This window comes from Sphingomonas sp. GC_Shp_5, assembly GCF_026540855.1.
Lineage (GTDB): Bacteria > Pseudomonadota > Alphaproteobacteria > Sphingomonadales > Sphingomonadaceae > Sphingomonas.
This window is the reverse complement of sequence record NZ_JALNUP010000004.1, coordinates 1-21,459: the sequence shown is the minus strand read 5'-3', so window position 1 is coordinate 21,459 and position 21,459 is coordinate 1. Positions and strand designations below refer to the sequence as shown.

General features: G+C 69.7%; 21 protein-coding genes and 2 pseudogenes. 2 read left to right on the top strand and 21 right to left on the bottom strand.

All coding sequences use genetic code 11. The annotated features are described in order from the left end of the window. Positions 1-60 precede the first annotated feature (60 nt). From OXR60_RS04355 to OXR60_RS04295, 13 genes are all read right to left on the bottom strand, one after another. A complete protein-coding gene (locus OXR60_RS04355) occupies positions 61-1,494 on the bottom strand; it encodes a hypothetical protein (RefSeq protein WP_267394432.1) in 1,434 nt (477 codons plus the stop codon). Continuing rightward, positions 1,491-1,937 carry a hypothetical protein gene (locus tag OXR60_RS04350; protein ID WP_267394430.1) on the bottom strand — a complete coding sequence of 149 codons (447 nt, stop codon included), beginning with the start codon at positions 1,935-1,937 and terminating at the stop codon, positions 1,491-1,493. The genes OXR60_RS04355 and OXR60_RS04350 overlap by 4 nt, the downstream gene beginning before the upstream one ends. Before the next feature lie 9 nt (positions 1,938-1,946). Continuing rightward, positions 1,947-2,486, bottom strand: a complete 540-nt coding sequence (locus OXR60_RS04345; RefSeq protein ID WP_267394428.1) for a demethoxyubiquinone hydroxylase family protein — start codon at positions 2,484-2,486, stop codon at positions 1,947-1,949. Further along, a complete protein-coding gene (locus OXR60_RS04340; RefSeq protein WP_267394426.1) occupies positions 2,483-2,965 on the bottom strand; it encodes a disulfide bond formation protein B in 483 nt (160 codons plus the stop codon). The genes OXR60_RS04345 and OXR60_RS04340 overlap by 4 nt, the downstream gene beginning before the upstream one ends. Next, positions 2,962-4,323, bottom strand: coding sequence for a S41 family peptidase (locus OXR60_RS04335; protein WP_267394424.1), 1,362 nt, complete (start codon positions 4,321-4,323; stop codon positions 2,962-2,964). Before OXR60_RS04335 ends, OXR60_RS04340 begins: the two co-directional genes overlap by 4 nt. A 108-nt stretch (positions 4,324-4,431) precedes the next feature. Continuing rightward, positions 4,432-5,583 carry a peptidoglycan DD-metalloendopeptidase family protein gene (locus OXR60_RS04330; protein ID WP_267394422.1) on the bottom strand — a complete coding sequence of 384 codons (1,152 nt, stop codon included), beginning with the start codon at positions 5,581-5,583 and terminating at the stop codon, positions 4,432-4,434. 4 nt (positions 5,584-5,587) lie between these two features. Further along, positions 5,588-6,010: a 23S rRNA (pseudouridine(1915)-N(3))-methyltransferase RlmH gene (locus OXR60_RS04325; RefSeq protein WP_267394690.1), complete on the bottom strand. Its 423-nt coding sequence runs from the start codon at positions 6,008-6,010 to the stop codon at positions 5,588-5,590. Position 6,011: 1 nt separating this feature from the next. Then, positions 6,012-6,416 (bottom strand): ribosome silencing factor, encoded by a 405-nt coding sequence (gene rsfS, locus OXR60_RS04320; RefSeq protein WP_267394420.1) that lies wholly within the window; start codon positions 6,414-6,416, stop codon positions 6,012-6,014. 1 nt (position 6,417) lies between these two features. Further along, a complete protein-coding gene (locus OXR60_RS04315; protein WP_267394689.1) occupies positions 6,418-7,023 on the bottom strand; it encodes a nicotinate-nucleotide adenylyltransferase in 606 nt (201 codons plus the stop codon). Then, the gene (locus OXR60_RS04310; protein ID WP_267394418.1) at positions 7,023-7,298 is read right to left on the bottom strand and encodes a type II toxin-antitoxin system RelE/ParE family toxin; all 276 of its coding nucleotides are present in this window, start codon (positions 7,296-7,298) and stop codon (positions 7,023-7,025) included. Before OXR60_RS04310 ends, OXR60_RS04315 begins: the two co-directional genes overlap by 1 nt. Continuing rightward, positions 7,295-7,549 (bottom strand): ribbon-helix-helix protein, CopG family, encoded by a 255-nt coding sequence (locus tag OXR60_RS04305; protein WP_267394416.1) that lies wholly within the window; start codon positions 7,547-7,549, stop codon positions 7,295-7,297. Before OXR60_RS04305 ends, OXR60_RS04310 begins: the two co-directional genes overlap by 4 nt. Before the next feature lie 39 nt (positions 7,550-7,588). After that, positions 7,589-8,641 carry an aldo/keto reductase gene (locus OXR60_RS04300; RefSeq protein ID WP_267394414.1) on the bottom strand — a complete coding sequence of 351 codons (1,053 nt, stop codon included), beginning with the start codon at positions 8,639-8,641 and terminating at the stop codon, positions 7,589-7,591. Positions 8,642-8,698: 57 nt separating this feature from the next. After that, positions 8,699-9,961, bottom strand: coding sequence for a glutamate-5-semialdehyde dehydrogenase (locus OXR60_RS04295; protein WP_267394412.1), 1,263 nt, complete (start codon positions 9,959-9,961; stop codon positions 8,699-8,701). Positions 9,962-10,025: 64 nt separating this feature from the next. Between OXR60_RS04295 and OXR60_RS04290 the strand changes: the two genes are divergently transcribed. Further along, the gene (locus tag OXR60_RS04290; RefSeq protein WP_267394410.1) at positions 10,026-11,114 is read left to right on the top strand and encodes a DUF3667 domain-containing protein; all 1,089 of its coding nucleotides are present in this window, start codon (positions 10,026-10,028) and stop codon (positions 11,112-11,114) included. A 58-nt stretch (positions 11,115-11,172) separates the two neighbouring features. Here the strand turns inward: OXR60_RS04290 and OXR60_RS04285 are convergent, their stop codons facing one another. From OXR60_RS04285 to ruvB, 7 genes are all read right to left on the bottom strand, one after another. Further along, the gene (locus tag OXR60_RS04285) at positions 11,173-11,595 is read right to left on the bottom strand and encodes a hypothetical protein (RefSeq protein WP_267394408.1); all 423 of its coding nucleotides are present in this window, start codon (positions 11,593-11,595) and stop codon (positions 11,173-11,175) included. 40 nt (positions 11,596-11,635) lie between these two features. Beyond that, positions 11,636-13,588 (bottom strand): ATP-dependent zinc metalloprotease FtsH, encoded by a 1,953-nt coding sequence (ftsH, locus tag OXR60_RS04280; RefSeq protein ID WP_267394406.1) that lies wholly within the window; start codon positions 13,586-13,588, stop codon positions 11,636-11,638. 84 nt (positions 13,589-13,672) lie between these two features. After that, on the bottom strand, positions 13,673-14,686 hold the full coding sequence (gene tilS / locus OXR60_RS04275; RefSeq protein WP_267394404.1) for a tRNA lysidine(34) synthetase TilS: 1,014 nt from the start codon (positions 14,684-14,686) through the stop codon (positions 13,673-13,675). Beyond that, positions 14,649-15,605: a hypothetical protein gene (locus tag OXR60_RS04270; protein WP_267394402.1), complete on the bottom strand. Its 957-nt coding sequence runs from the start codon at positions 15,603-15,605 to the stop codon at positions 14,649-14,651. The genes tilS and OXR60_RS04270 overlap by 38 nt, the downstream gene beginning before the upstream one ends. Positions 15,606-15,677: 72 nt before the next feature. After that, complete coding sequence (locus tag OXR60_RS04265) at positions 15,678-16,634, bottom strand: helix-turn-helix domain-containing protein (protein WP_267394400.1); 957 nt, start codon at positions 16,632-16,634, stop codon at positions 15,678-15,680. A gap of 104 nt (positions 16,635-16,738) precedes the next feature. Next, positions 16,739-19,012 carry a phosphoenolpyruvate--protein phosphotransferase gene (gene ptsP / locus OXR60_RS04260; protein WP_267394688.1) on the bottom strand — a complete coding sequence of 758 codons (2,274 nt, stop codon included), beginning with the start codon at positions 19,010-19,012 and terminating at the stop codon, positions 16,739-16,741. A gap of 202 nt (positions 19,013-19,214) precedes the next feature. After that, positions 19,215-20,240, bottom strand: coding sequence for a Holliday junction branch migration DNA helicase RuvB (gene ruvB, locus OXR60_RS04255; RefSeq protein ID WP_267394398.1), 1,026 nt, complete (start codon positions 20,238-20,240; stop codon positions 19,215-19,217). Between the two features lie 214 nt (positions 20,241-20,454). On the opposite strand from ruvB, the pseudogene OXR60_RS04250 reads away from it, so the two are divergent. Further along, positions 20,455-21,339 (top strand): annotated as a pseudogene (locus tag OXR60_RS04250) (2-hydroxyacid dehydrogenase); the annotation flags it as partial. Positions 21,340-21,380: 41 nt separating this feature from the next. Here OXR60_RS04250 and OXR60_RS19955 read toward each other — a convergent pair. Then, positions 21,381-21,459: pseudogene (locus OXR60_RS19955) on the bottom strand (Holliday junction branch migration protein RuvA); the annotation flags it as partial.

Genomic DNA, 21,459 nt, shown 5'->3' with positions numbered 1-21,459 from the left:
GCCCAGCCGTTCGCCCTGAGCTTGTCGAAGGGCATGGGTCTCAGCCGTGCTTCGACAGGCTCAGCACGAACGGGGCAAGGCAATGGCCTTCGTCGCCTCGCGCACTAGCCAGCCGATCATCGCCGCCGCGAGCGCCGTCCACAGCACAAAGCCGTGCCACGGCGTCCAGCCGCCATACTCCGATGCGATCGTGCGCAGGTCGCCGACCGCGACGTGCTGCTGATAGACGCCGCTCCACAGCGGGAAGCGGTACAGCGGCGGCACGAACACCTCCGCGGCGGCGATCATCGCGTTGATCGCGATCGAGAGCGCCAGCAGCGCCGCGGCACTCCGCACATTACGCCCGCCGATCGCCACCCAGGCCGGCGCCAGCCCGAGCGCGAGCAGCCCGCACAAGGGAATCGCCAGCCGCGGCCCGGTGGCGTTGCCGCCCTCCCAATAGACATAAGCGGCGTTGACCAGCAGCACGACCAGCGCCACCCCGCCTGCGACCCAGGCGAGATCGCGCGTGCGCGCCCGATCGGCCCACACCATCAGCCCGGGGATCGCGAGCAGCAGCACCGGCGCCACCCACACCAGACCATGCTGCGTGCCGACGGTGATGCCGCGCAGCGCCGCAAGCCGCGGCATGCCGAGCCCGAACAGGCCCTGGTGCATCCCCTCCCAGCCGACCACGCCCGAATAAGCGATTCGGAACGGCGTCCCGAACGCGACCAGATTGTAGCCGAGCAGCGGCAGCAGGCCGAGCAGGCCCCCGGCGGCCACGGCGGCAATCAACCGCCACCGCGATGCGGCGGCACGAACGTGCCACAGCATCCAGCCGGCGATCACCAGCCCTGCCAGCACCGCCTGATATTCGATCGTAACCGACCAGCCCAAGGCGAGCCCCGCCACCGCCGCCCATCGCAGCGTCGCGGTCCGCGCCGCTCGCCAGAACGCCGCCACCGCGATCACGTATAGCGCCGCCACCGGGGCGTGGCCCAGCAAGGTGGTGGACCAGCCCCAGGCCGGCGTGCCGAGCGCATAGCCGAGGGCGGCGAACAGTGCCGCGCCCGCGCTGCCCGTCAGCGCCAAGGCCAGATCGAACAACAGCACCGCCGCGATTGCCGTCAGCACCGCCGACCCGCTCGCCACCGCCAGCCGGGTACGCAGCCGCAGGTAGCGGGTCATCTCCAGCCCGCCGAAGATCTTTGGCAGCGCCGTGGCGCGCTCGCCGGTGACGGCATCGGCCAGCGCCACCGCCGGCAGCGACATCAACGTCATGCCCGGCGCCTTGTCCGAATAAGCGTGGGCGCCGAACACCGCCTTGTCGATCGTCAGATCGGCAAATTCGTCGATGGTGGCGTCGCCATCCTCGACGAGGCTGATCGCGGCGAACAGCCGCACCGCATTGTTGGGGTTCCATTCCCACGAGCCGAACCAGGCGCAGCTGAACCAGACCAGCGCGAACAGCACGATCCGCATCAGCCGCAGCGCGCCTGGCGGAGGGATCACGGGATGCTGGCTTCTTCTGCCTTGCGCGCCTTGTTCTCGGCTCGGGCGGCGCTCGCCTGCTGGGCGAAGCAGCCGGTCTGGCCGCCGGCGCCGACGGTCGAGCAGCTGCCGATGCCGTTGACGCCGACGCCGGTGTCGAGCGTACCCTGCGCGCGCGCTGCCCAGCTCTCGTTCTGCGGCGTCACCTGGAATTCGCGCAGTTCCTTGGGCACGCGGAACTGCTCCTGCGCGTCGCGCCGCTCGCACACCACGATCTCGCTGCCGTCGTTGTTGGTCGGGCAGCGCTCGTTGCCGTACAGCACCAGCACGCCATTGATCGGTGCGCGCTTGGCGACTTCGCCGGGGCCGGCGTCCGCCTTGGGCTTGACCGCCCCCGGCAGGGCCGCCTGCTGGGCGACGGCGGGGCTGGCGAGCACCGCCAGCGCGATCAACAGCTTACGCATACGCTCTCCTCAGATCCTCTTGGCTGCCGCGATCGCGACCTTGCACCCCAGGCGGATGAGGCCGCTCAGCACCGGATAGCCGAACGTGTCCTCGGCGCCATGGGCGAGCGCGTGATCGCGATGCTCGAGCTCCTCCGCCTGGAAATCGGCGATCGCGCCGGTCAGCTCGGGATCGCTGGTGCCGAGCACATCGAGCTGTTCCTGGTAATGCTGGTCGATCTCGGTCTCCACCGCGGCGGTGCAGGCCATCGCCGCATTGGGCCCGATCGCCGCGGTCACCGCGCCGAGCGCGAACCCCGCCACCGTCCAGAACGGCTGCAGCAGCGTCGGCCGTACCCGCCGCTCGGGGATCATCTTGTCGAAGAACGCCTGATGGCGCTCTTCCTGGCTCGCCATGTGATGGATCGCCCGCGCCGTTGGGTGGCGATCGCCGAACACCGCGAGCTGCCCCGCATAGATCCGCGTTGCGCCATATTCGCCGGCCTGGTCGACCCGGATCATCGCCGCCGTCGGCTCGCGCCGGTCGCCCGGCTTCCAGCTGCCCGTCATCGTGCTTTCCTCGTCAATGCCAGGATCACCACCGCGCCGCCCAGCGACAGGATCGCGTTGAACCCCGCGAGCGAGATGCCGGACAGCGTCCATTGCGGCGTGTCGCAGCGGACGATCGGCGCGTGCATGATCGCCGCCAGCCGATCGGCGCTGCTCAAGCCGCGCAGGTCCACCGTCTGGGTGCAGGCGGTGAAGCCGTTCCACCAATGATATTCCACCCCGGCATGCGCGACGCCGATCGCGCCGGACAGCGCGATCAGCAGCGCCGCGACGATCACCAGCGTCTTGGCGAGCGCGGGCCGCGGCACCACAAACGCCAGGATCGCGACCACCACCGCGGCATAATGCGGCCAGCGTTGCCAATGGCACATCTCGCACGGGTAGAGATGGCCGATCAGCTGCGATCCCCAGGCACCGGCGAGCAGCGCCAGCGGCAGCAGCAGCGCGATCGCCCGCGCCAGGCGTTGGCGTGCGGTCACTTGGCCGACACCGATGGCTGCACCGCCTGGGGCTTGGGCCTGGTCGCCGCGGCGACCTGCACCGGCCCGCCGAGCCGCGCCACCGTCTTCAGCGCATAATAGAGCTGGAAGTCGTCGATGCCCTGCTTCTTGAGCGCATCGGGCGTCTCGGTGAAGCGCGGATCGTCCTTGGTGTCCTCCTCGAGGATGGCGTTATCGGCCTTCACCTCGTTGATCAGGTGCCGGCGCAGGTCCGCCTCGCGGAACACCGGACGAGTCTTGAAATCGGGATCGCTGATCTGCGGCACCTTGATGTCGGGTTCGATCCCGCCCTCCTGCACGCTGCGCCCCGATGGCGTGTAATAGCGTGCGGTGGTCAGCCGCAGCGCGGTGCTCGGCCCGAGCTGGAGCAGCGTCTGCACCGATCCCTTGCCGAAGCTGCGCTCGCCCATGATCAGCGCGCGGTGGTGATCCTGGAGCGCGCCGGCAACGATCTCCGAGGCGGAGGCCGTGCCCGGGTTGGTCAGCAGCACCACCGGCAGGCCATGCGCGTCGTCGCCCGGCTTGGCATAATAGCGCTCGATGTCGCTCTTCTCGCGGCCGCGCTGCGAGACGATCTCGCCATGGTCGAGGAAGGCGTCGCTGACCGCGATCGCCTGGGTCAGCAGCCCGCCGCCATTGTCGCGCAGGTCGACCACATAGCCCAGCGGCCGGTGGCCCAGGCTCTTGTCGATCGCCATGATCGCGCCGCGGGTATCCGCGCCGGTGCTCTCGGAGAAGGTGTTGATGTTGATATAGCCGACCTGGCCGCGCACTTCCCACTTCACCGGCTTCTGGACGATCACCTCGCGGGTCATCGTCACGTCGAGCGGCTTGTCGCGGCCGGGGCGGACCAGCGAGAGGCTGATCTTGGTGCCGGGCTTGCCGCGCATCATCCCGATCGATTCGTCCAGCGTCTCGCCGTAGATCAGCTTGCCGTCGATATGGGTGATGTAATCGCCGGACTTGATCCCGGCGCGATAGGCGGGCGTATCCTCCTGCGGCGACACCACCTTGATCGCGCCATCCTCCATCTGCACCGTCAGGCCGAGCCCACCGTAATTGCCTTCGGTCTGGATGCGGAGGTTGTCGTAATCTAGCGCGTCGACGTAGCTCGAGTGCGGATCGAGGCTGGCGAGCATCCCCGCGATCGCGCCCTTGATCAGCTTCTGGTCGTCGACCTTGTCAACATAATCGGCCTTGATCCGGTTGAACACGTCGAGGAACTGATCGAATTCGCGGTAGGTATCGGTGTCGACCGCCGCCATCGCCTGGGTGGCGAGCGGGATGAGGGTCAACGAGCCGAGGATCGCAGTCGCGGTAAGCAGCGGACGGGCCATCGAAAATCCTGAAGGCGGAAATGCTGATCGAGTGTAGCGGGATTGCCGGGCAGGAGCAAAGCCAGATCAGAGCAGGACGCGGCTGAACCGCGGCTGAGCGGCGGTGCCCTAGAGCAACGCGACGATATCCATCGGCCGCCCGCAGCGGCGCAGCTCCACCGTTACCGCCGCATCGTCGCCGACGCCGGCGCGGCCGAGCATCGCGCCTGCCGCGACCGCTTGCCCCGGTGTTACCGCCAGCCGGCCAAGGCCGGTGAGCAGCGAGGTCCAGCCATCGCCATGATCGATGATCACGATCATCCCGAAATCGCGGAACTGCCGCGCGTAGCGCACCGTCCCGCCCGCCGGGGCCCGCACCGGCGCGCGCGGCTCGACCGCAAAGGTCAGCCCGCGCGAGCGCACCCCCGCCGCCGACACCTCGTCGAGCCCGGTGACCAGCCGCCCACCGACCGGCAGCCGGTACGCGCCGCTCGGCCGCGCCATTGCCGCTGCGGTCGCCACCGGCCGCGGCAACGGTCCGTCGAGCTGGGCAAGATCGGTCGCCGTCGCCTGGGCGAGGTCGCGCGCCGAGAGCTGATCGACCAGGTCGCGCGCCTGCTCGCCGAGCGCGAGCGCCCGATCGGATTCGCCGATCGCGTGGCGGCCGAGCGCTTGACTGCGCTGACGGTGCGCCGCCTCGAGCCGTGCGAGCGCCACCCGGTCACTTTCGAGCTGCGCCCGGCTATCGCGCAGCGCGCTCGCCGCCAGCGCGGCGCTGGCCTGGAGCCGCCGGGTCTGCTCGATCTCAGCGCGCACCACCCCGGTCCGTGCCCGCACCACCGGCAGGGCGCCGCCGAGCACCGCGCGGACATGGACCAGATCGTCGACCGACCCCGGCTGCGCGATCGCCACCACCGTCGGCCGCCGGGCGAGCGACTGCAGCGCCGCGAGCAGCCGTGCCACCGGAGTCTGTGCTTCGCCAAGCTGCGCGCGGCGGGCGGCAAGCAGTTGCGCGACGATCGCGCTGCGCGCGCGCGCCGCCGCGAGCTGCGCCTCGGCCGCGGTGACATTGGCCGACAGCGCGGCCTCGTCGGCCGCCGCTTTGTCGGCCGCGTCACGCTCGTTCGCCGCCTGGCGCACCAGCCCCGCCGCGCGAGCCGACGCCGCCGCCGCCTCGCGCTTGGCGCTCGCCAGCCGCTGCTGCTGATCGGCGAGGCTCGGCACCGCGCCCGTCGCGCTGCCCGCCAGCATTACCGCGATGATCGGCGCCCATGCCCGCATGGCGTCACCCTTCGCGGTGATAGGGGTGATTGGCAAGGATGCTGGTGGCGCGGAACAGTTGCTCGGCGAGCATGGCGCGGGCGAGCAGGTGCGGCCAGGTCGCGCGGCCGAACGAGACCAGCAGGTCCGCCTCGGCGCGCTCGGCATCGCCAAAGCCGTCGGCGGCGCCGATCATGAACCGCGCCTCACGCACGCCGTCGTCACGCCAGCGCCCGAGCTTGTCGGCAAAGGCGACAGAGCCCAGCACCTCGCCTTTCTCGTCGAGCAGCACGCGGCGGGTATGGGTATCGAGCGCAGGCAGTTTGCCGCCGGTATCGGGCAGCTCGGTCACCCGCGTCGGCCAGGCGATCCGCTTGAGATAGCGGTCGACCAGCTCGGCCTCGGGCGAGCGCCCGATCCGCCCGCGCGCGACGATATGGAGGAGGATGTCAGGCCTGCGGGATCGGCGCCGTCGACATGTTCGGGCCGGTCTCGCCGAACTGCCACATCCGCTCGAGATTGTAGAAGGAACGCACCTCGGGGCGGAACAGGTGGATGATCACCTCATTGGCGTCGATCAGCACCCAGTCAGCGGTCGGCAGGCCCTCGATGCGGACGAGGCGGCCGGTCTCGGCCTTGATCTTCTCGGCGAGCTTCTGCGCCATCGAGGCGACCTGGCGGGTCGATCGGCCCGATGCGATCACCATGTGATCGGCGATCGAGGTCTTGCCGGCGAGCGGGATCGACACGGTCTCGACCGCCTGATCATCGTCCAGCAGGGCGAGGACGAGCCGCAGCAGTGCCTCGACCTCTTCAGGATCGGTCGCACGAAGGGCAGGGGTGGAAGTCGCCAAGTTAGCTCCTGGGTTGCTGGGCCGGAAGGCGCCGGTGCCAGTCGGGATCGGCCGCTCGGGCCGCGGTTGCGGAAGTCGGATCGGGGCGAAAGCGCAGCAGCACGAGGGCCGGCAAACTCCACATCGTCCAGTTCTTCGCCTGGCTCGCAGGCCGTTCAAAGCGCCCGAGCCAGGCCATCGCGGGGCTCGCGAGGGCATCATCGTCATACCCCGGGCGCGCGATAACCGCAATCGGCATCGTGCGGGCGATTGCGCGCCACTGCCGCCAGCGGTGGAACTGCGCCAGATTGTCCGCGCCCATCAGCCAGATGAACTGCTTCTTGGGGTAGCGACGGCGGATCTTGCGCAGCGTGTCGAGCGTGTAGCGGGTGCCGAGCCGCACCTCGAGATCGCTAGCCCGGATCGGCGCGCGCCGCGCCATCGCCCGCGCCGAGGCGAGCCGCGCGGCGAGCGGTGCCATGTCGGGCGCATCGGCCTTGAGCGGGTTGCCCGGCGACACCAGCCACCACGCCTCGTCGAGATCGAGCGCGCGGATCGCGGCGAGCGTGATCGCGCGATGCCCGCGATGCGCGGGGTTGAACGAGCCGCCGAGCAGGCCGGTGCGGATCACCGCCCATCCTCGCGTCCATGACAGACGCGGAGGATCTCTACGCCCGGCTCGTTGATCCGATAGACGAGCACATAGTCCGTGTGAGGGACCAGCCACTTGCGTTCGCCATCGTCCAACGCCGGGCCGGCATGGGGATGCTCTGCCAAGAAGTTGCCAGCCCGGATCGCTGCGCGGCCAAGCGCGTCGGCAAAGTCCGGGGCGTTCTGCTCATAAAAGGAGTCGATACGGACCAGATCGACCTGCGCCCGCCGCGTCCAGACGGCTCGGCTCATGCCTGGCGGCGGGCGGCGATGCGCTCCTCGAACCAGGCTTCCATCTCGTCCTGGCTGATCACGTCGCCACGGTCGGCAGCATCGATGCCTTCCTGGACGAAGGCGCGCCACGCCAGCCCTCGCTCGGCCTGCTCGCGGATCGCATCGGCGACGAATTGCTCACGCGTAATGCCCCGCGCGAGCGCCAGTTCCTCGACCATCGCTGCAACGCTCGGGTCCAAGGACGCAGTAATCGAGGCAGGAGCATTCATGCCGATACCTTACGCCCGCTTCCGCGACGCTTCAACTCATCACCGCCGATGCCGCATCTGCGCGAGCTGCGGTGCGCGATAGCCGCCCTGCAGCTCCATCATCCAGCCGGGATATTCCGCGGGGAGCGCGCTCGCCGCGTCCAGCGCCGTCAGATCGTCCGCCGACAGCTCGACCGCCACCGCGCCGAGATTGTCGCGCAGCTGCTCCTCGCGCTTGGCGCCGACGATGACGCTGGTGACCTGCGGCTGGTGCAGCAGCCAGGCGAGCGCGATCTGCGCGACGCTGACGTCCTTCGCCTCGGCGATCGGCCGCATCGCCGCGACCACCGTGTCGCCGCGCGCCTCGTCGACCGGCGGGAACGCGCGCGTGTCGCGCCGGCCGCCCTCGCCATCGCCGCCCTGCCCCGCCGCCTGGTACTTGCCCGACAGATAGCCGCCGGCGAGCGGGCTCCATACCATCAACGACAGCTCCTCGGATTTGAGCATCGGCACGATCTCGCGCTCCAGCTCGCGGCCGGCGAGCGAATAATAGCTCTGCACCGACTGGAAGCGCGCGAACCGCTTGAGCTCGGAAATCCCTAGCGCCTTGACGATCTGCCATGCCGCCCAGTTGGACACGCCGATGTAGCGGACGTGGCCGTGCTGAACGAGGATATCGAGCGCCGACAGCGTCTCCTCAATCGGCGTCGCGGGATCGAAGCCGTGGATCTGGTAGAGATCGATATAATCGGTCTGCAGCCGCTTGAGGCTCGCCTTGGCCTGGTCGAGCACATGAACGCGGCTGGTGCCGCGATCGTTGGGCCCCTCGCCCATCGGCCCCATCACCTTGGTCGCGAGCACCACGTCGCTGCGCTTGAGCCCGAGATTGTGGATCGCCTGGCCGGTGATCTCCTCCGACAGGCCTTGCGAATAGACGTTGGCGGTGTCGATGAAGTTGACGCCGGCATCGAACGCCGCCTTGACCAGCGCGTCGGCGCCGTCCTGCTTCACCCCGCCCATATAGGCGAAGAAGCCTTCGCCGCCGAAGGTCATGGTGCCGAGGCACAGCTCGGAAACGAACAGGCCGGTGCGGCCGAGCGGGTTGTAACGCATGGGAAGTCCTTCGGATCGGCGCCGGCGAGTGGCCGGCATCAGCCCGCTAGAACGCGGTCAGGGGCGAATCTGTCCCGTGCCGCGACCGATCCATTTGTAGGTGGTCAGCCCCTCCAGCGCGACCGGCCCGCGCGCGTGCAGCCGCCCGGTGGCGATGCCGATCTCGGCGCCCAAGCCGAACTCGCCGCCATCGGCAAACTGGGTGGAGGCGTTCCACAGCACGATCGCGCTGTCGACCGCGGCCAGGAACCGCTCGGCGACGGCCTGATCCTCGGCGACGATCGCATCGGTGTGATGCGAACCGTGGCGGGCGATGTGCGCCATCGCACCTTCGACCCCATCGACGATCGCCACCGAGGCGATCGCCTCGAGATATTCGGTATCCCAATCGGCCGCGTCGGCTGCGGCGATCTCCGGTGCCAGCGCCACCGCGGCCGCGTCGCCACGCACCGCGCAGCCGGCATCCGCCAGCGCCGCGATCAACGCGGTGCCGTCGCCGAAGCCGCGATCGATCAGCAGCGTCTCCATCGCGCCGCACACGCCGGTGCGCCGCAGCTTGGCGTTGACGACGATGCTGCGTGCCATCGCCGGATCGGCGGAGGCATCGACATAGACGTGGTTGATCCCGTCGAGATGCGCGAGCACCGGCACCCGCGCCTCAGCCTGCACCCGCGCGACCAGGCTCTTGCCGCCACGCGGGATGACCAGGTCGATCGCGCCCTCGGCGGCGAGCATCGCGCCGACTGCGGCGCGATCGGTGGTCGGCACCAGCTGCACCGCATCCGCCGGCAGCCCCGCCTCGACCAGCCCGGCGACGAAGGCGGCATGGATCGCGCGATTGCTGTGCACCGCCTCGGAACCGCCGCGCAGGATCGCGGCATTGCCCGCCATCGTGCACAGGGCCGCGGCATCGGCGGTGACGTTGGGCCGGCTTTCGTAGATGATCCCGATCACCCCGATCGGCACGCGCACCCGGGCCAGCGCCAGCCCGTTCGGCCGGGTCGCGGCGTCGATCGTCTGGCCGACCGGGTCGGCAAGCCCGGCCACTGTGTCCACCCCGGCCGCCATGCCGGCGAGGCGGGGCGAATCGAGCCGCAGCCGATCGAGCATCGCCGGCGACAGACCACCCGCCTCGCCCGCCGCCATGTCGCGCGCATTGGCGGCGAGGATCGCGGCCTCCGCGTTGCGCAACGACGCTGCCACGGCACGCAGCCCGGCCGCCTTGGTCGCCGTCGGCAGCGCCGCCAGTGTGCCGGCAGCAGCGCGGGCGCGGGCGCCCATGGCGGCGATCAAAGCGGCGGGGGAGTCAGCATCGGCCATGCCCGTATTCCTACCATCCCAAGCCCCCTCGCGCCACGCCTGCGAACTTGTTACGCTCCCGGCCATGTCGGGGGATATTGCCGCAGCAGCGGACATCATCACGGGCGCGCTTGCCGCCCGTAGCGTCGAGCCGGATGCCGGGGGGCACCATGGTTCGGGCGAGCATGGCGCTGCCTTGTGCCTGAACTGCGGCACCAAGCTGATCGGCGCGCATTGCCATGCCTGCGGCCAGAGCGGCCATGTCCACCGCACCGTCGGCGCGATCGGCCATGAGATCGCGCATGGCGTGTTCCACTTCGAGGGCAAGATCTGGCGCACGCTGCCGATGGTGATCCTCCATCCCGGCGCGCTCACCCGCCGCTACGTCGCCGGCGAGCGCGCCCGCTTCGTCTCGCCGCTCGCCTTGTTCCTGTTCACCGTCTTCCTGCTGTTCGCGACGTTCAGCGCGGTCGGCGGCGATTTCGCCGAGGCGGTGTCGCCCGGGAATCTGAGCAAAAGCCATCTCGAGTTCGCGCGCGCCGCGGAAAAGGCGCGGCAGAAGGTCACCGAGCGCCAGCAGCGCCGCGCCGCGCTGATCGCCGCCGGCCAGTCGACCACCGACATCGATAGCGACATCAAGGCGCTCGAGATCACCGCCAACGTGCTCGGCGCCCGGCAGAAAGACACGGATGCGGCTGGCGACGATGCTGATCGGTTCACCTTCTCGAACATCAAGACCGGGTGGCCGCGCCTCGATCATGGCATCGACAAGGCCAATAACAACCCGGGCCTGGCGATCTACAAGCTCCAGAGCAGCGCGTATAAATACAGCTGGCTGCTGATCCCGATCTCGACGCCGTTCGTGGCGATGCTGTTCCTTTGGCGGCGCCGGTTCGGGCTGTACGACCATGCCGTATTCGTCACCTACAGCCTTGCCTTCATGATGCTGATGGTGATCGCGCTGACGCTGGGGGGCGCCGCGGGCCTGCCCGCCGGCTGGATCACGCTCACCGTGTTCCTGCTGCCGCCGGTCCACATGTTCGCGCAGCTGCGCGGCGCCTACTCACTCGGCAAGCTGTCGGCGCTGTGGCGGCTGACGCTGCTGCTGTTCTTTGCCTGGTTCGCGCTGGCGACCTTCATCACCCTGCTGCTGCTGCACGGGCTGGCGGACTAGCATTGCTCTTTCCCGCCAAGGTCGCCGCGTCAGCTGATGCCGACGCCGGCCATGCCCCTCACCGGCACGGGTAGTTCTTCGCGAGCACCTTGGCATAGCCATCCTTGAGCGGCAGCTTGCGGTCCGCCGCCGGAAGCGCGTCTAGCCCGCCGAGCATTTCCATGATGCCAACCTTCTCGCCCTCGGGGACGCAGGCATACGGCTTCTTGCCCACGGCCACCCGGGCGGCGCTCTCGGCGCGGAGCTGCTTGGTCGCGGCACCCGCCTCGGCCTTCAACGCCGGATAATCGGGCGAGGTCAGCGCGGCGAACGGGTTGGCGCGCAGCGGCGCCGCCTTGGCGAGGAAGGTGCCGACGCTCATCGCGGCCTCGGCAGGTGCCACGGCGACCAGCGCCATGGCGAGGGCGGCAACGGGAACGAACAGCGGCTTGAACGACATCGGCGACACTCCGAAAGGAATGCCGCCGATTAGGATCGTCATGCTGTCCGGCGGCTGAACCGCCGTGCCGTTTGCCGCGGCGTCAGGCGCTGAGCGGGGTCGGTGCGCCGAACGAGCCGTTGGGCCGGCGGGTCTTGGGAATCGACGTGCCGGCGCGCGGCACCGTCGGCTTGGGGCCGATGTCGACCCGGCCGATGTCCTCACCCGCGATCAGCTTTTTGATCTCGTCGCCCGACAGCGTCTCATATTCGAGCAGCGCACCGGCGAGCAAGTGAAGCTGGTCGAGGTGATCGCTCAGCACCGTCTTGGCGCGGGCAAGCCCGCCCTCGACGATCGCCTTGATCTCATCGTCGATCAGCTGCGCGGTCGAGTTCGACATCCGCACCGGCTGCGACGACGAATAGCCCAGGAACGATTCACCCTCGGGCTGGGCATATTCGACTGGGCCGACCTTGTCCGACATACCCCATTTGGTGACCATGTCGCGGGCAAGACCAGTGGCGTATTGGATATCGCCGGACGCGCCGCTCGACACCTTGTCGTAACCGAAGATCACTTCCTCGGCGACGCGGCCGCCCATCGCCACCGCGAGGTTCGCGTACATCTTGTCGCGGTGATAGCTGTACGAATCGCGCTCCGGCAGGCGCATCACCATGCCCAGCGCCCGGCCGCGCGGGATGATCGTCGCCTTGTGGATCGGATCCGATGCCTGCTCGTGGATCGACACGATCGCATGGCCGGCCTCGTGATAGGCGGTCATCCGCTTCTCGTCCTCGGTCATTACCATGGAACGGCGCTCGGCGCCCATCATGACCTTGTCCTTGGCTTCCTCGAATTCGGCCATCGCCACCAGGCGCTTGCCCTTGCGTGCGCCGGTCAGCGCGGCTTCGTTGACGAGGTTGGCAAGATCGGCGCCCGAGAAGCCCGGGGTGCCGCGCGCAATCACGCGGGCGTCGACGTCGGGCGCCAGCGGCACCTTCTTCATGTGCACTTCGAGGATCTTGATCCGGCCCTCGATGTCCGGCCGCGGCACCACGACCTGACGATCGAACCGGCCCGGGCGCAGCAGCGCGGGATCGAGCACGTCGGGGCGGTTGGTCGCCGCGACGATGATGATGCCCTCATTGGCCTCGAAGCCGTCCATCTCGACCAGCAGCTGGTTGAGCGTCTGCTCGCGCTCGTCGTTGCCGTTGCCCAGGCCCGCACCGCGATGCCGGCCGACCGCGTCGATCTCGTCGATGAAGACGATGCACGGCGCGCTCTTCTTGGCCTGTTCGAACATGTCGCGGACGCGGCTCGCGCCGACACCGACGAACATCTCGACGAAGTCCGAGCCCGAGATGGTGAAGAACGGCACGCCTGCCTCGCCGGCGATGGCGCGGGCGAGCAGCGTCTTGCCGGTACCGGGCGAGCCGACCAGCAGCGCGCCCTTGGGGATCTTGCCGCCGAGACGCGCGAACTTGGTCGGATCCTTAAGGAAGTCGACGATCTCGGTCAGCTCGGCACGCGCCTCGTCGATGCCGGCGACGTCGTCGAAGGTGACCTTGCCTTCCTTCTGCGTCAGCATCCGGGCGCGGCTCTTGCCGAAGCCCATCGCGCCGCCGCCGGTGTTCTTCTGCATCTGCTTGAGCACGAAGAAGGCGATGCCGAGGAACAGCAGGAACGGCAGCGACTGATAGAGCAGCAGCATCCACATCGAGGTGCCCTCGTCGGGCTTGGCCGCGATCACCACGTTCTTCTCGCGCAGGTGCGGCACGAGGCTGGGATCCTGGATCGGATAGGTGCGGAACTTCTCGCCGCTGGAGTAGGTCCCCGAGATCACATCGCGGCTGATGTTGACGTCCTTCACCGTGCCCTCGTCGACCTTGTCGAGGAAGGTGGAGTAAGCGACGGTGGTGCCGGTGCCGCCGCTCGGGCGATCGAACATCGTCACGAACAGCGCGAGCGCGAGCAGGATGCCGACCCAGATGAGCAGGCTCTTCATCCAGGGGTTACCGCCGCCGTTATTCTCGGGCTGCTTGTCGTTGTCGTTCATGGGGTACCTTTCGCCTGCCAATGTAGGCGCCCACAGGTTAATGGCAATGGAACAGAGTTGATCCTGCCACCGATCAGGCGCCGATCAGTGCGCGCGGCGCGGCGGCGCGGGGCGGAAGCGCCATTCGCCCTGCTGCGGCAGCACCACCACGCCGCTCTGGGTCGCACGCTTGCCGCCACCGAGCGCGTCGAGCAGCGCCTCGATATTGGCCGAGTCGCTCCATTTCGGCGCCTCGATACCCGCCGCGGCGATAACCACGCTGATCGCGCGGCGCGCCAGCCGCCGCTGCAACTCGCGCGGCAGCCCCGCCATCGCCACCCGCACCAGCGGGCCATGAACCACCGAGCGCTCGGCCCACAGCCAGTCGACGATCGCGCGCACGTCGCCATCAGCCTCGGCGAGCGCCGCCGCCGAGCGCGCGATTTGCGCCGAGCCGAGCCACTCATGCTCGTCGAGCAGCCGGCGGAACCGGGTACGGTCATGCGCCGGATCGTGGTTGGAGGGATCGTCGATGAAATGGACGTCTTGCCGCCGCACGATCGCGCGCAGCTCGGCGCGGCGCCATTCGAGCAGCGGTCGCACCACGATCACCTCCTCGATCACCGCGCGCAGCCGCACGCCCGCCAGCCCCGACAGCCCCGAGCCGCGCGCCGCGCGCATCAGGAAGGTCTCGGCCTGGTCGTCGACATGATGCGCGGTGGCGAGCGCCTCGGCATCGATCGCCTTGGCGTGGGCGGCGAGCAGGCCATAGCGCGCCCAGCGCGCCGCGGCCTGGATGCTGGCGCCCTCGATCGGCGCCGCCGGCGCCAGCGTCACGTGCGGCACGCCGAGGGTGGCGCAATGCGCCGCGACCATCGCCGCCTCGTCCGCCGCCTCGGGCCGCAGCCCGTGATCCACCGAGGCCGCGGCGATGCGCCCGGGCATTGCAGCCTGCGCCAGCGTCAGCATCGCCATGCTGTCCGGCCCGCCGGAGACGGCGAGCAGCACCGGCCGCCGGGGCTCGTGCCCCAGCGCGCGGATCAGATCGGCGTGAAAGCGCTCGGCTTCGGCGACGAGCGGTTCACTGGCATTTGGCGGTGGTACGGCCCTTCTCGACATCGGCCTTCATCTGCGAGGAAATCTTGGTGGCGTAAACGTCGGTGAGCTCGCCATAGACCTTGCACGCATCGGCCGGCTTGTTGAGCTTCACCAGCGCCTGGGCGAGGTAATAGAGGCTGTCCGGCGCGCGTTCGCCGTCGGGCATCTTCTTGTAATTGTCGTAGAACGCCATGGAGGCAAGGCTCGGCTTGCCCTCGTCGAGATAAGCGCGGCCGAGCAGGTTCTGCGCATAGGAGGCGCGACGATGCTTGGGATAGGTGGCGACCACCTTCTTGAGCTGCGCTTCGGCCTCGGGGTAGCGCTTGGCCGTCCACAGCCGGAAGCCGTAGAGATATTCGTCCTCGGGCGTGTCGCCGCTCGACGGCTTGTCGACCCCGGTCGCCGCGGGCGCGGTCGACACCGCGGCTGCGGGCTTGGTCGCCTCGGGCCGCGTCGTCGGCCGCGTCACCGTGCCCGACGGCCGCGGCGCCTCGTCATCGCCACCACCGCCCATCGCCGGACCGTCACCCATCATCCCGCCGCCGGCGGTGCCCCCCGCCGGCGCCGCGGTCATCGCCGACAGCCGGGCATCGGTGCTGCGCTTGTAGGCGTCGAACTGGTCCTGCAGCTTGCGGATCGAATTGCCGTTCTGCTCCACCTGGTTGGTCATGCTCGCGAGCTGCTGCTCGAGCGCCGCGACCCGGCTGGTGAGATCGGCGACCGCGCTGGTCGCAGGCGAACCGCCGGCCTCCTGCGGCACGTCCTGCCGGGTGATCTCCGGCTGCAGATACTGGCCGGCGCCGCCCGGGAACACCTTGCGCTGCACCGCGCGCATCTCGCTCTCGAGCTTGCCGACGCGACCCTCGACATTGCTCTGCGCGAGCGCCGCGGCGGGGATCAGCGCGGTCGCCGCCGCCAACATGGCCAATAACGTCTTCATGCTACTCACACCCCCCGGTGCACCGATGGTCCACACCGCCTCTTACCTGCAACCGTCATGCTGTCGCCAGCCTTAAGGCGTGGCAGAATTGGCGATGTCGCCTGATCCGGTCGACGGTTCGGCCGTCGCGCCCTGCGCGCTCGACGGCGCCGGCCGCGCGGTCCGGCGACGATTGCTGCCGGTCGTCGCGCCCGCTGCCTGCGACGCGCTCGGCGCGGCCGCGGCGGGCTCGGGCGTGCCCGCGATCCGCGCCGCCACCGCCGCGGCGCTCACCCGCACGTCCTTGATCGGCCGCTCGCCGGTACCGAGCGCCGGCGCCGCCGAGCCGTTGAGCGTCACCGTCAATTTGTCCGGGCGGCCGACGTTGATCATCGGGTCCTTGGCATCGGCCGGCACGTCATAGCGCTCGCCCGCCTTCATCGTGCCCTGGCGCAGCACCTTGTTGTCGGCGTCATAGACGCGCAGCCACACCTCATCGTTCGCGGTCAGCGTCACCTGCCCGCCGGTCGGCACCGCCGGCTTGGCGGCCGGCACCGGCGCGGATGCCGCCACGGGGGTGGGCGCCGCGGCGGTGTCGGTTGCCGCGACCTGCTGGCTGGTGCCGCCCCGGAACAGGCTGGTGCCATACCATAGCCCGACCAGCACCAGCACCGCCACCGCAATGCCGAGCGCGACGATCGTCACGCCGCGGCTCGGCACCCGTGCTGGATCGGCCGTCTCGTAAGGCACATATTCGGGCGTGCGCGGCCCGAGCCGGTCGAGTTCGCGGCGCACGTCCTGCGCCACCGCCACCTCGTCGGCGCCGACGGCGCGCGCATAAGCCTTGGAAAAACCAACCGCGTAGGTCGGCGACGGCAGCGATGTGTAATCCCCACTCTCCAGCGCCTCCAGATGGCGCTGCGGCACGCGCGTGCGTGCGGAAATCTCCGTCAAGCTCAGCCCGCGCGCCTCCCGCGCCGCACGCAGCCTGTCGCCGGCCTTGGCCGCGGCAGGGGTGAGGGAAGGCTGGCCGGGATCGACCTCGTCCATTCGTATCTCCAAGGGAGGGTTGACGGCTGTCGGGTCAACATCTCTCAGAGGCCCGGAAGCGTGTCAACGCACCGCGCCCGCTTGAACCCCGGTTCCGCGACCGATTACGCCAGATCGACGCCCGCCTGCGTCGCCCAGTCGGTCAGCGCGCCGCGCATGTCGCGCACCGGATGGCGCAGCAGCTCGGTCATGAACACGCTCAAAGCCGCGCGGTCGAGCGAGCGGACCATCGCCTTGATCGGCCCCACCGCTGCCGGGGTGATCGACAGGCGGTCCACCCCCAGCCCGATCAGCGCCATCGCCTCGAGCGGCCGCCCGCCCATCTCGCCGCACACCGCCACCGCGACCCCGGCGTCGCGGCACGGCCCGAGCACGCGGACCAGGAAGCGCAGGATCGACGGGCTCAGCCAGTCGTAGCGCTCGGCGAGCTTGGGGCTGGCGCGATCGGCGGCGAACAGGAACTGGGTGAGATCGTTGGTGCCGACCGAAAGGAACTGGATGTTGGGCAGCAGCAGGTCGAGCTGCTCGGCAAGCGCCGGCACCTCGAGCATCGCGCCATAGCGCACCTCGAGCGGCAGGCGCTTGCCGCGCGCCTGCATCCAGTCGCGCTGCGCCTCGAACAAGGCCTTGGCCTCGTCGAACTCCCAGGCCTCGCTGACCATCGGGAACATGACGTTGATCGTCCGCCCCGCCCCCGCCTCGAGCAGCGCGCGCGCCTGCGCCTTCATCAGTCCGGTGCGCTCCATCGCCAGCCGCAGCGCACGCCAGCCCATCGCCGGGTTTTCCTCGTCCGAGGTATCGTGGGTCAGATAGGGCAAGGCCTTGTCGCCGCCGATGTCGACGGTGCGGAACACCACCGGCCGGTCGCCGGCGGCATCCAGCACCTCGCGGTACAGGCGCTGCTGGCGCTCGCGCTGCGGCAGCGTCGCCGAGACCAGGAACTGGAATTCGGTGCGGAACAGCCCGATGCCGTCGGCGCCGGTGAGATCGAGCGCGGCGACGTCGTCGCGCAGACCGGCGTTGATCATCACCGTGATGCGATGCCCATCCTTGGTTTGGGGCGGCACGTCGCGCAGCGCGGCAAAGGCGGCACGGCGCTTCTGGCGCAGCGCCAGCTTGGCCTCGAACGCTTCCTCCATCCCGCCAGACGGCCGCACGAAAACGTTGCCCGCCACCGAATCGAGCAGCAGCAGATCGCCCTCGGCGATCAGCCGGCGGACGTCGCGGACGCGGCCCAGCACCGGGATGCCCATCGCCCGGGCGACGATGGTGACATGCGCGGTCAGCGATCCTTCCTCGAGGATCACGCCCTTCAGCCGGCGCTTGTCATATTCGAGCAGTTCGGCAGGCCCGAGGTTGCGCGCGATCAGGATCGTGTCCTGGCGCAGCCCCATCTGCGCCGCGGTGCCCATCTGCCCCGAGACGATCCTGAGCAGCCGGTTGGCGAGATCCTCCAGGTCATGCATCCGGTCGGCGAGCAGCGGATCGTCGATCTGGCGCATGCGCTGGCGGGTACGTTGCTGGACGCGCTCGATTGCGGCTTCTGCCGTGAGGCCTGAATCGATCGCCTCGTTGATCCGCCGTGACCAGCCCTCGTCATAGGCGAACATCTTGTAGGTCTGCAGCACCTCCTCATGCTCGCCGCCGCCGCCGAACTCGGCCTCGCGGGTCATGCGCTCGATCTGCTCGCGCATCTTGTCGAATGCGGCATAGACGCGGTGGCGCTCGGCGTCGGTGTCCTCGGCGACGGTATGCTCGATGTGGATCCGCGGCTGGTGGAACACGGCGAAGCCTGATCCCATGCCCTCGACCAGCTTCAGCCCCGGCAGCCGCGTCGCCGCGGTGGTCTGCGGGCGCAGCGCGGTCGCCCCCGCCTCGTCGATCAGCCCGGCGTTGACGATCAGCTCGGAGAGCACCATCGCCACCGTCTGCAGCGCCTCGATCTCGACGTCCTGATATTTGCGCGGCTCGCTGTGCTGTACCGCGAGCACGCCTACGGCGCGTTCGCGGCGGATGATCGGCACGCCGGCAAAGCTGTGGTAGCGATCCTCGCCGGTCTCGGGCTTGTAGGCGAAATCGGGGTGGCTCGCCGCCTCGTCGAGGTTGAGCACCTCGACGTCCTCGGCGATCGTCCCCACCAGCCCCTCGCCGAGCGCGAGCTTGGTGACGTGGACCGCCGCCTGGTCGAGCCCGCGGGTCGCGAACAGCTCGAGCGCGCCCTCGCGCAGCAGGTAGATCGAGCAGACTTCGCTATCCATCGCCTCGGCGATGATCGCGACGACGGCGTTGAGCTTGGCCTGGGCGGGGTTGCGCCCGGCCATGACGTCATGAAGACGGGTAAGGATTTCGCGGGCGGAGGCGACGGCCGAGGTGGGCATGATCATCGGCTAACAGATGAAAGCCCCGGGTGCCACGCAACATTGCATCCGGTTCGCCGCATCTTTTCTTCGCGACGTTGCTTGGGGGATTGGTCCGGGAACAGACGCGCCCTCGCCGACACCCCAGTGAAAGAGCGTCGGATCGGATCGTGCGCCGGATGATCCTTGAACAAGCGAGGGCGTGTCCGACCCGGCGCGGTCGCTAGCTGTCGAACAATCCGTCCTGGCTGCCCGCTGGCGGGTTGAGCCCGAGATGCTTCCAGCCGCCGGCGTTGAGCACCCGGCCGCGCGCGGTGCGCGCCACCAGCCCGAGCTGGATCAGATAGGGCTCGATCACCTCCTCGATGGTGTCGCGCGGCTCCGACAGCCCCGCGGCGAGCGTTTCCACCCCGACCGGGCCGCCGCGATAGATGTCGGCGATCATGTGCAGGTAGCGCCGGTCCATCGCATCGAGGCCGAGGCCGTCCACCTCCAGCCGGTTGAGCGCGCTGTCTGCAGCGCGGGCATCCACCGTCTCCGCGCCGGCGACATTGGCGAAGTCGCGCACCCGGCGCAGCAGCCGGCCGGCGATGCGCGGCGTGCCGCGCGCGCGGCGGGCGATCTCGGCGGCGCCATCGGGGGCGATGCCGAGATCGAGCAGCCCGGCGGCGCGGGTCACCACCCGGGTCAATTCCTCCACCGTGTAGAATTGCAGCCGCACCGGGATGCCGAAGCGATCGCGCAGCGGCGTCGTCAGCAGCCCCTGGCGGGTGGTCGCGCCGACCAGGGTGAAGCGTGGCAGGTCGATCCGCACGCTGCGCGCCGACGGCCCCTCGCCGATCATCAGATCGAGCGCGCGATCCTCCATCGCCGGGTAGAGCACCTCCTCCACCGCCGGCTGGAGGCGATGGATCTCGTCGATGAACAAGACGTCGCCATCCTCGAGATTGGTGAGCAGCGCCGCGAGATCGCCCGATTTGGCGATCACCGGCCCGGAGGTGGCGCGGAACCCCACCCCCATCTCGCGCGCGATGATCTGCGCCAGCGTGGTCTTGCCGAGCCCCGGCGGCCCGAAGAACAGCACATGGTCGAGCGCGTCGCCGCGCCCGCGCGCCGCCTCAATGAACACCCGCAGGTTTTCCCGCGCCGCTTTCTGCCCGACGAACTCGTCGAGGCTGCGCGGGCGCAACGCCGCATCGACATCCTCGGGGCGGCGCGCAGGGGTGAGCAGGCGATCGGTATCGGTCACGCGTCGTTCCCTAGGCGTTCCCGGCGGCGAGGTCGAGCCACAGACCGGCGCTCGATGGTCCGACCGTCACTCCCCGAACGTCATCCCAGCGAAAGCTGGGATCTCCTGGTGGCGAGGGAAGTCCGCTCCCCAGCAAGATCCCAGCTTGCGCTGGGATGACGATGGGTCGGCGCACGTCGGCCTGACCGCGCATGGGCAACCATGCTACACCCCGATGATGACCGCCAAGCCCGACCTGTTCCTCGCCTCCCCGGCGCCCGCCACCCTCCGCGCCGCGCTCGCCGAGCGCTTCACCCTCCACGATCACATGGCCCCCGTCACCACCCGCGCGATCGTCGGCGGCGGCACCATGAGCGTCGATGCGGCGCTGATCGCGCGCCTGCCCGCGCTCGAGATCGTCGCGGTCAACGGCGTCGGCCATGACGGCATCGATCTCGCCGCCGCCCGCGCCCGCGGCGTCCGCGTCACCATCACCGCCGACGTGCTCACCGACGATGTCGCCGATCTCGCGATCGCGCTGATGCTCGCCGTCCAGCGCCGGCTCGCCGCCAACGATCGCGCGGTGCGCTCCGGCGGCTGGACGGTGCCGCTCGCGCGCCGGGCGAGCGGCCGCCGCATCGGCCTGTTCGGCCTCGGTGCGATCGGCCACGCCATCGCCACCCGCGCTGCGCCGTTCGCCAGCGAGCTGCTCTACACCGCGCGCGCCGCCAAGCCGGTGCCGTGGCGCTTCGTGCCCGACATCCGCGCGCTCGCCGAGCAGAGCGACGTGCTGATCCTCGCCGCGCCCGGCGGCGCCGACACCGCGCGGATCGTCGATGCCGCGGTGCTCGCCGCGCTTGGCCCTCAAGGCGTGCTGGTCAACATCGCGCGCGGCAGTTTGGTGGACCAGGACGCGCTGGTCGCCGCGCTCGCGGCGGGCACGATCGCCGGCGCCGGGCTCGACGTCTTCGCCGACGAACCCGCGGTGCCGGACGCGCTCAAGGCGATGGACCAGGTCATGCTCTCGCCCCACCAGGGCAGCGCCACCGAGGAAACCCGCGCCGCGATGGCCGCGCTGGTGCTCGCCAACCTCGACGCGCACTTTGCCGGCCAGCCGCTGCCGAGCGCGATCGCCTCGCGCCCTTCCCTAGCCCACGACGATCATTTCGCCGCTTTGCGCAGCGCCAGCCGCACCAGCGCGTCGAGCGTCGCGCCGGCGCCCAGTTCCTCCTCGGCGGCG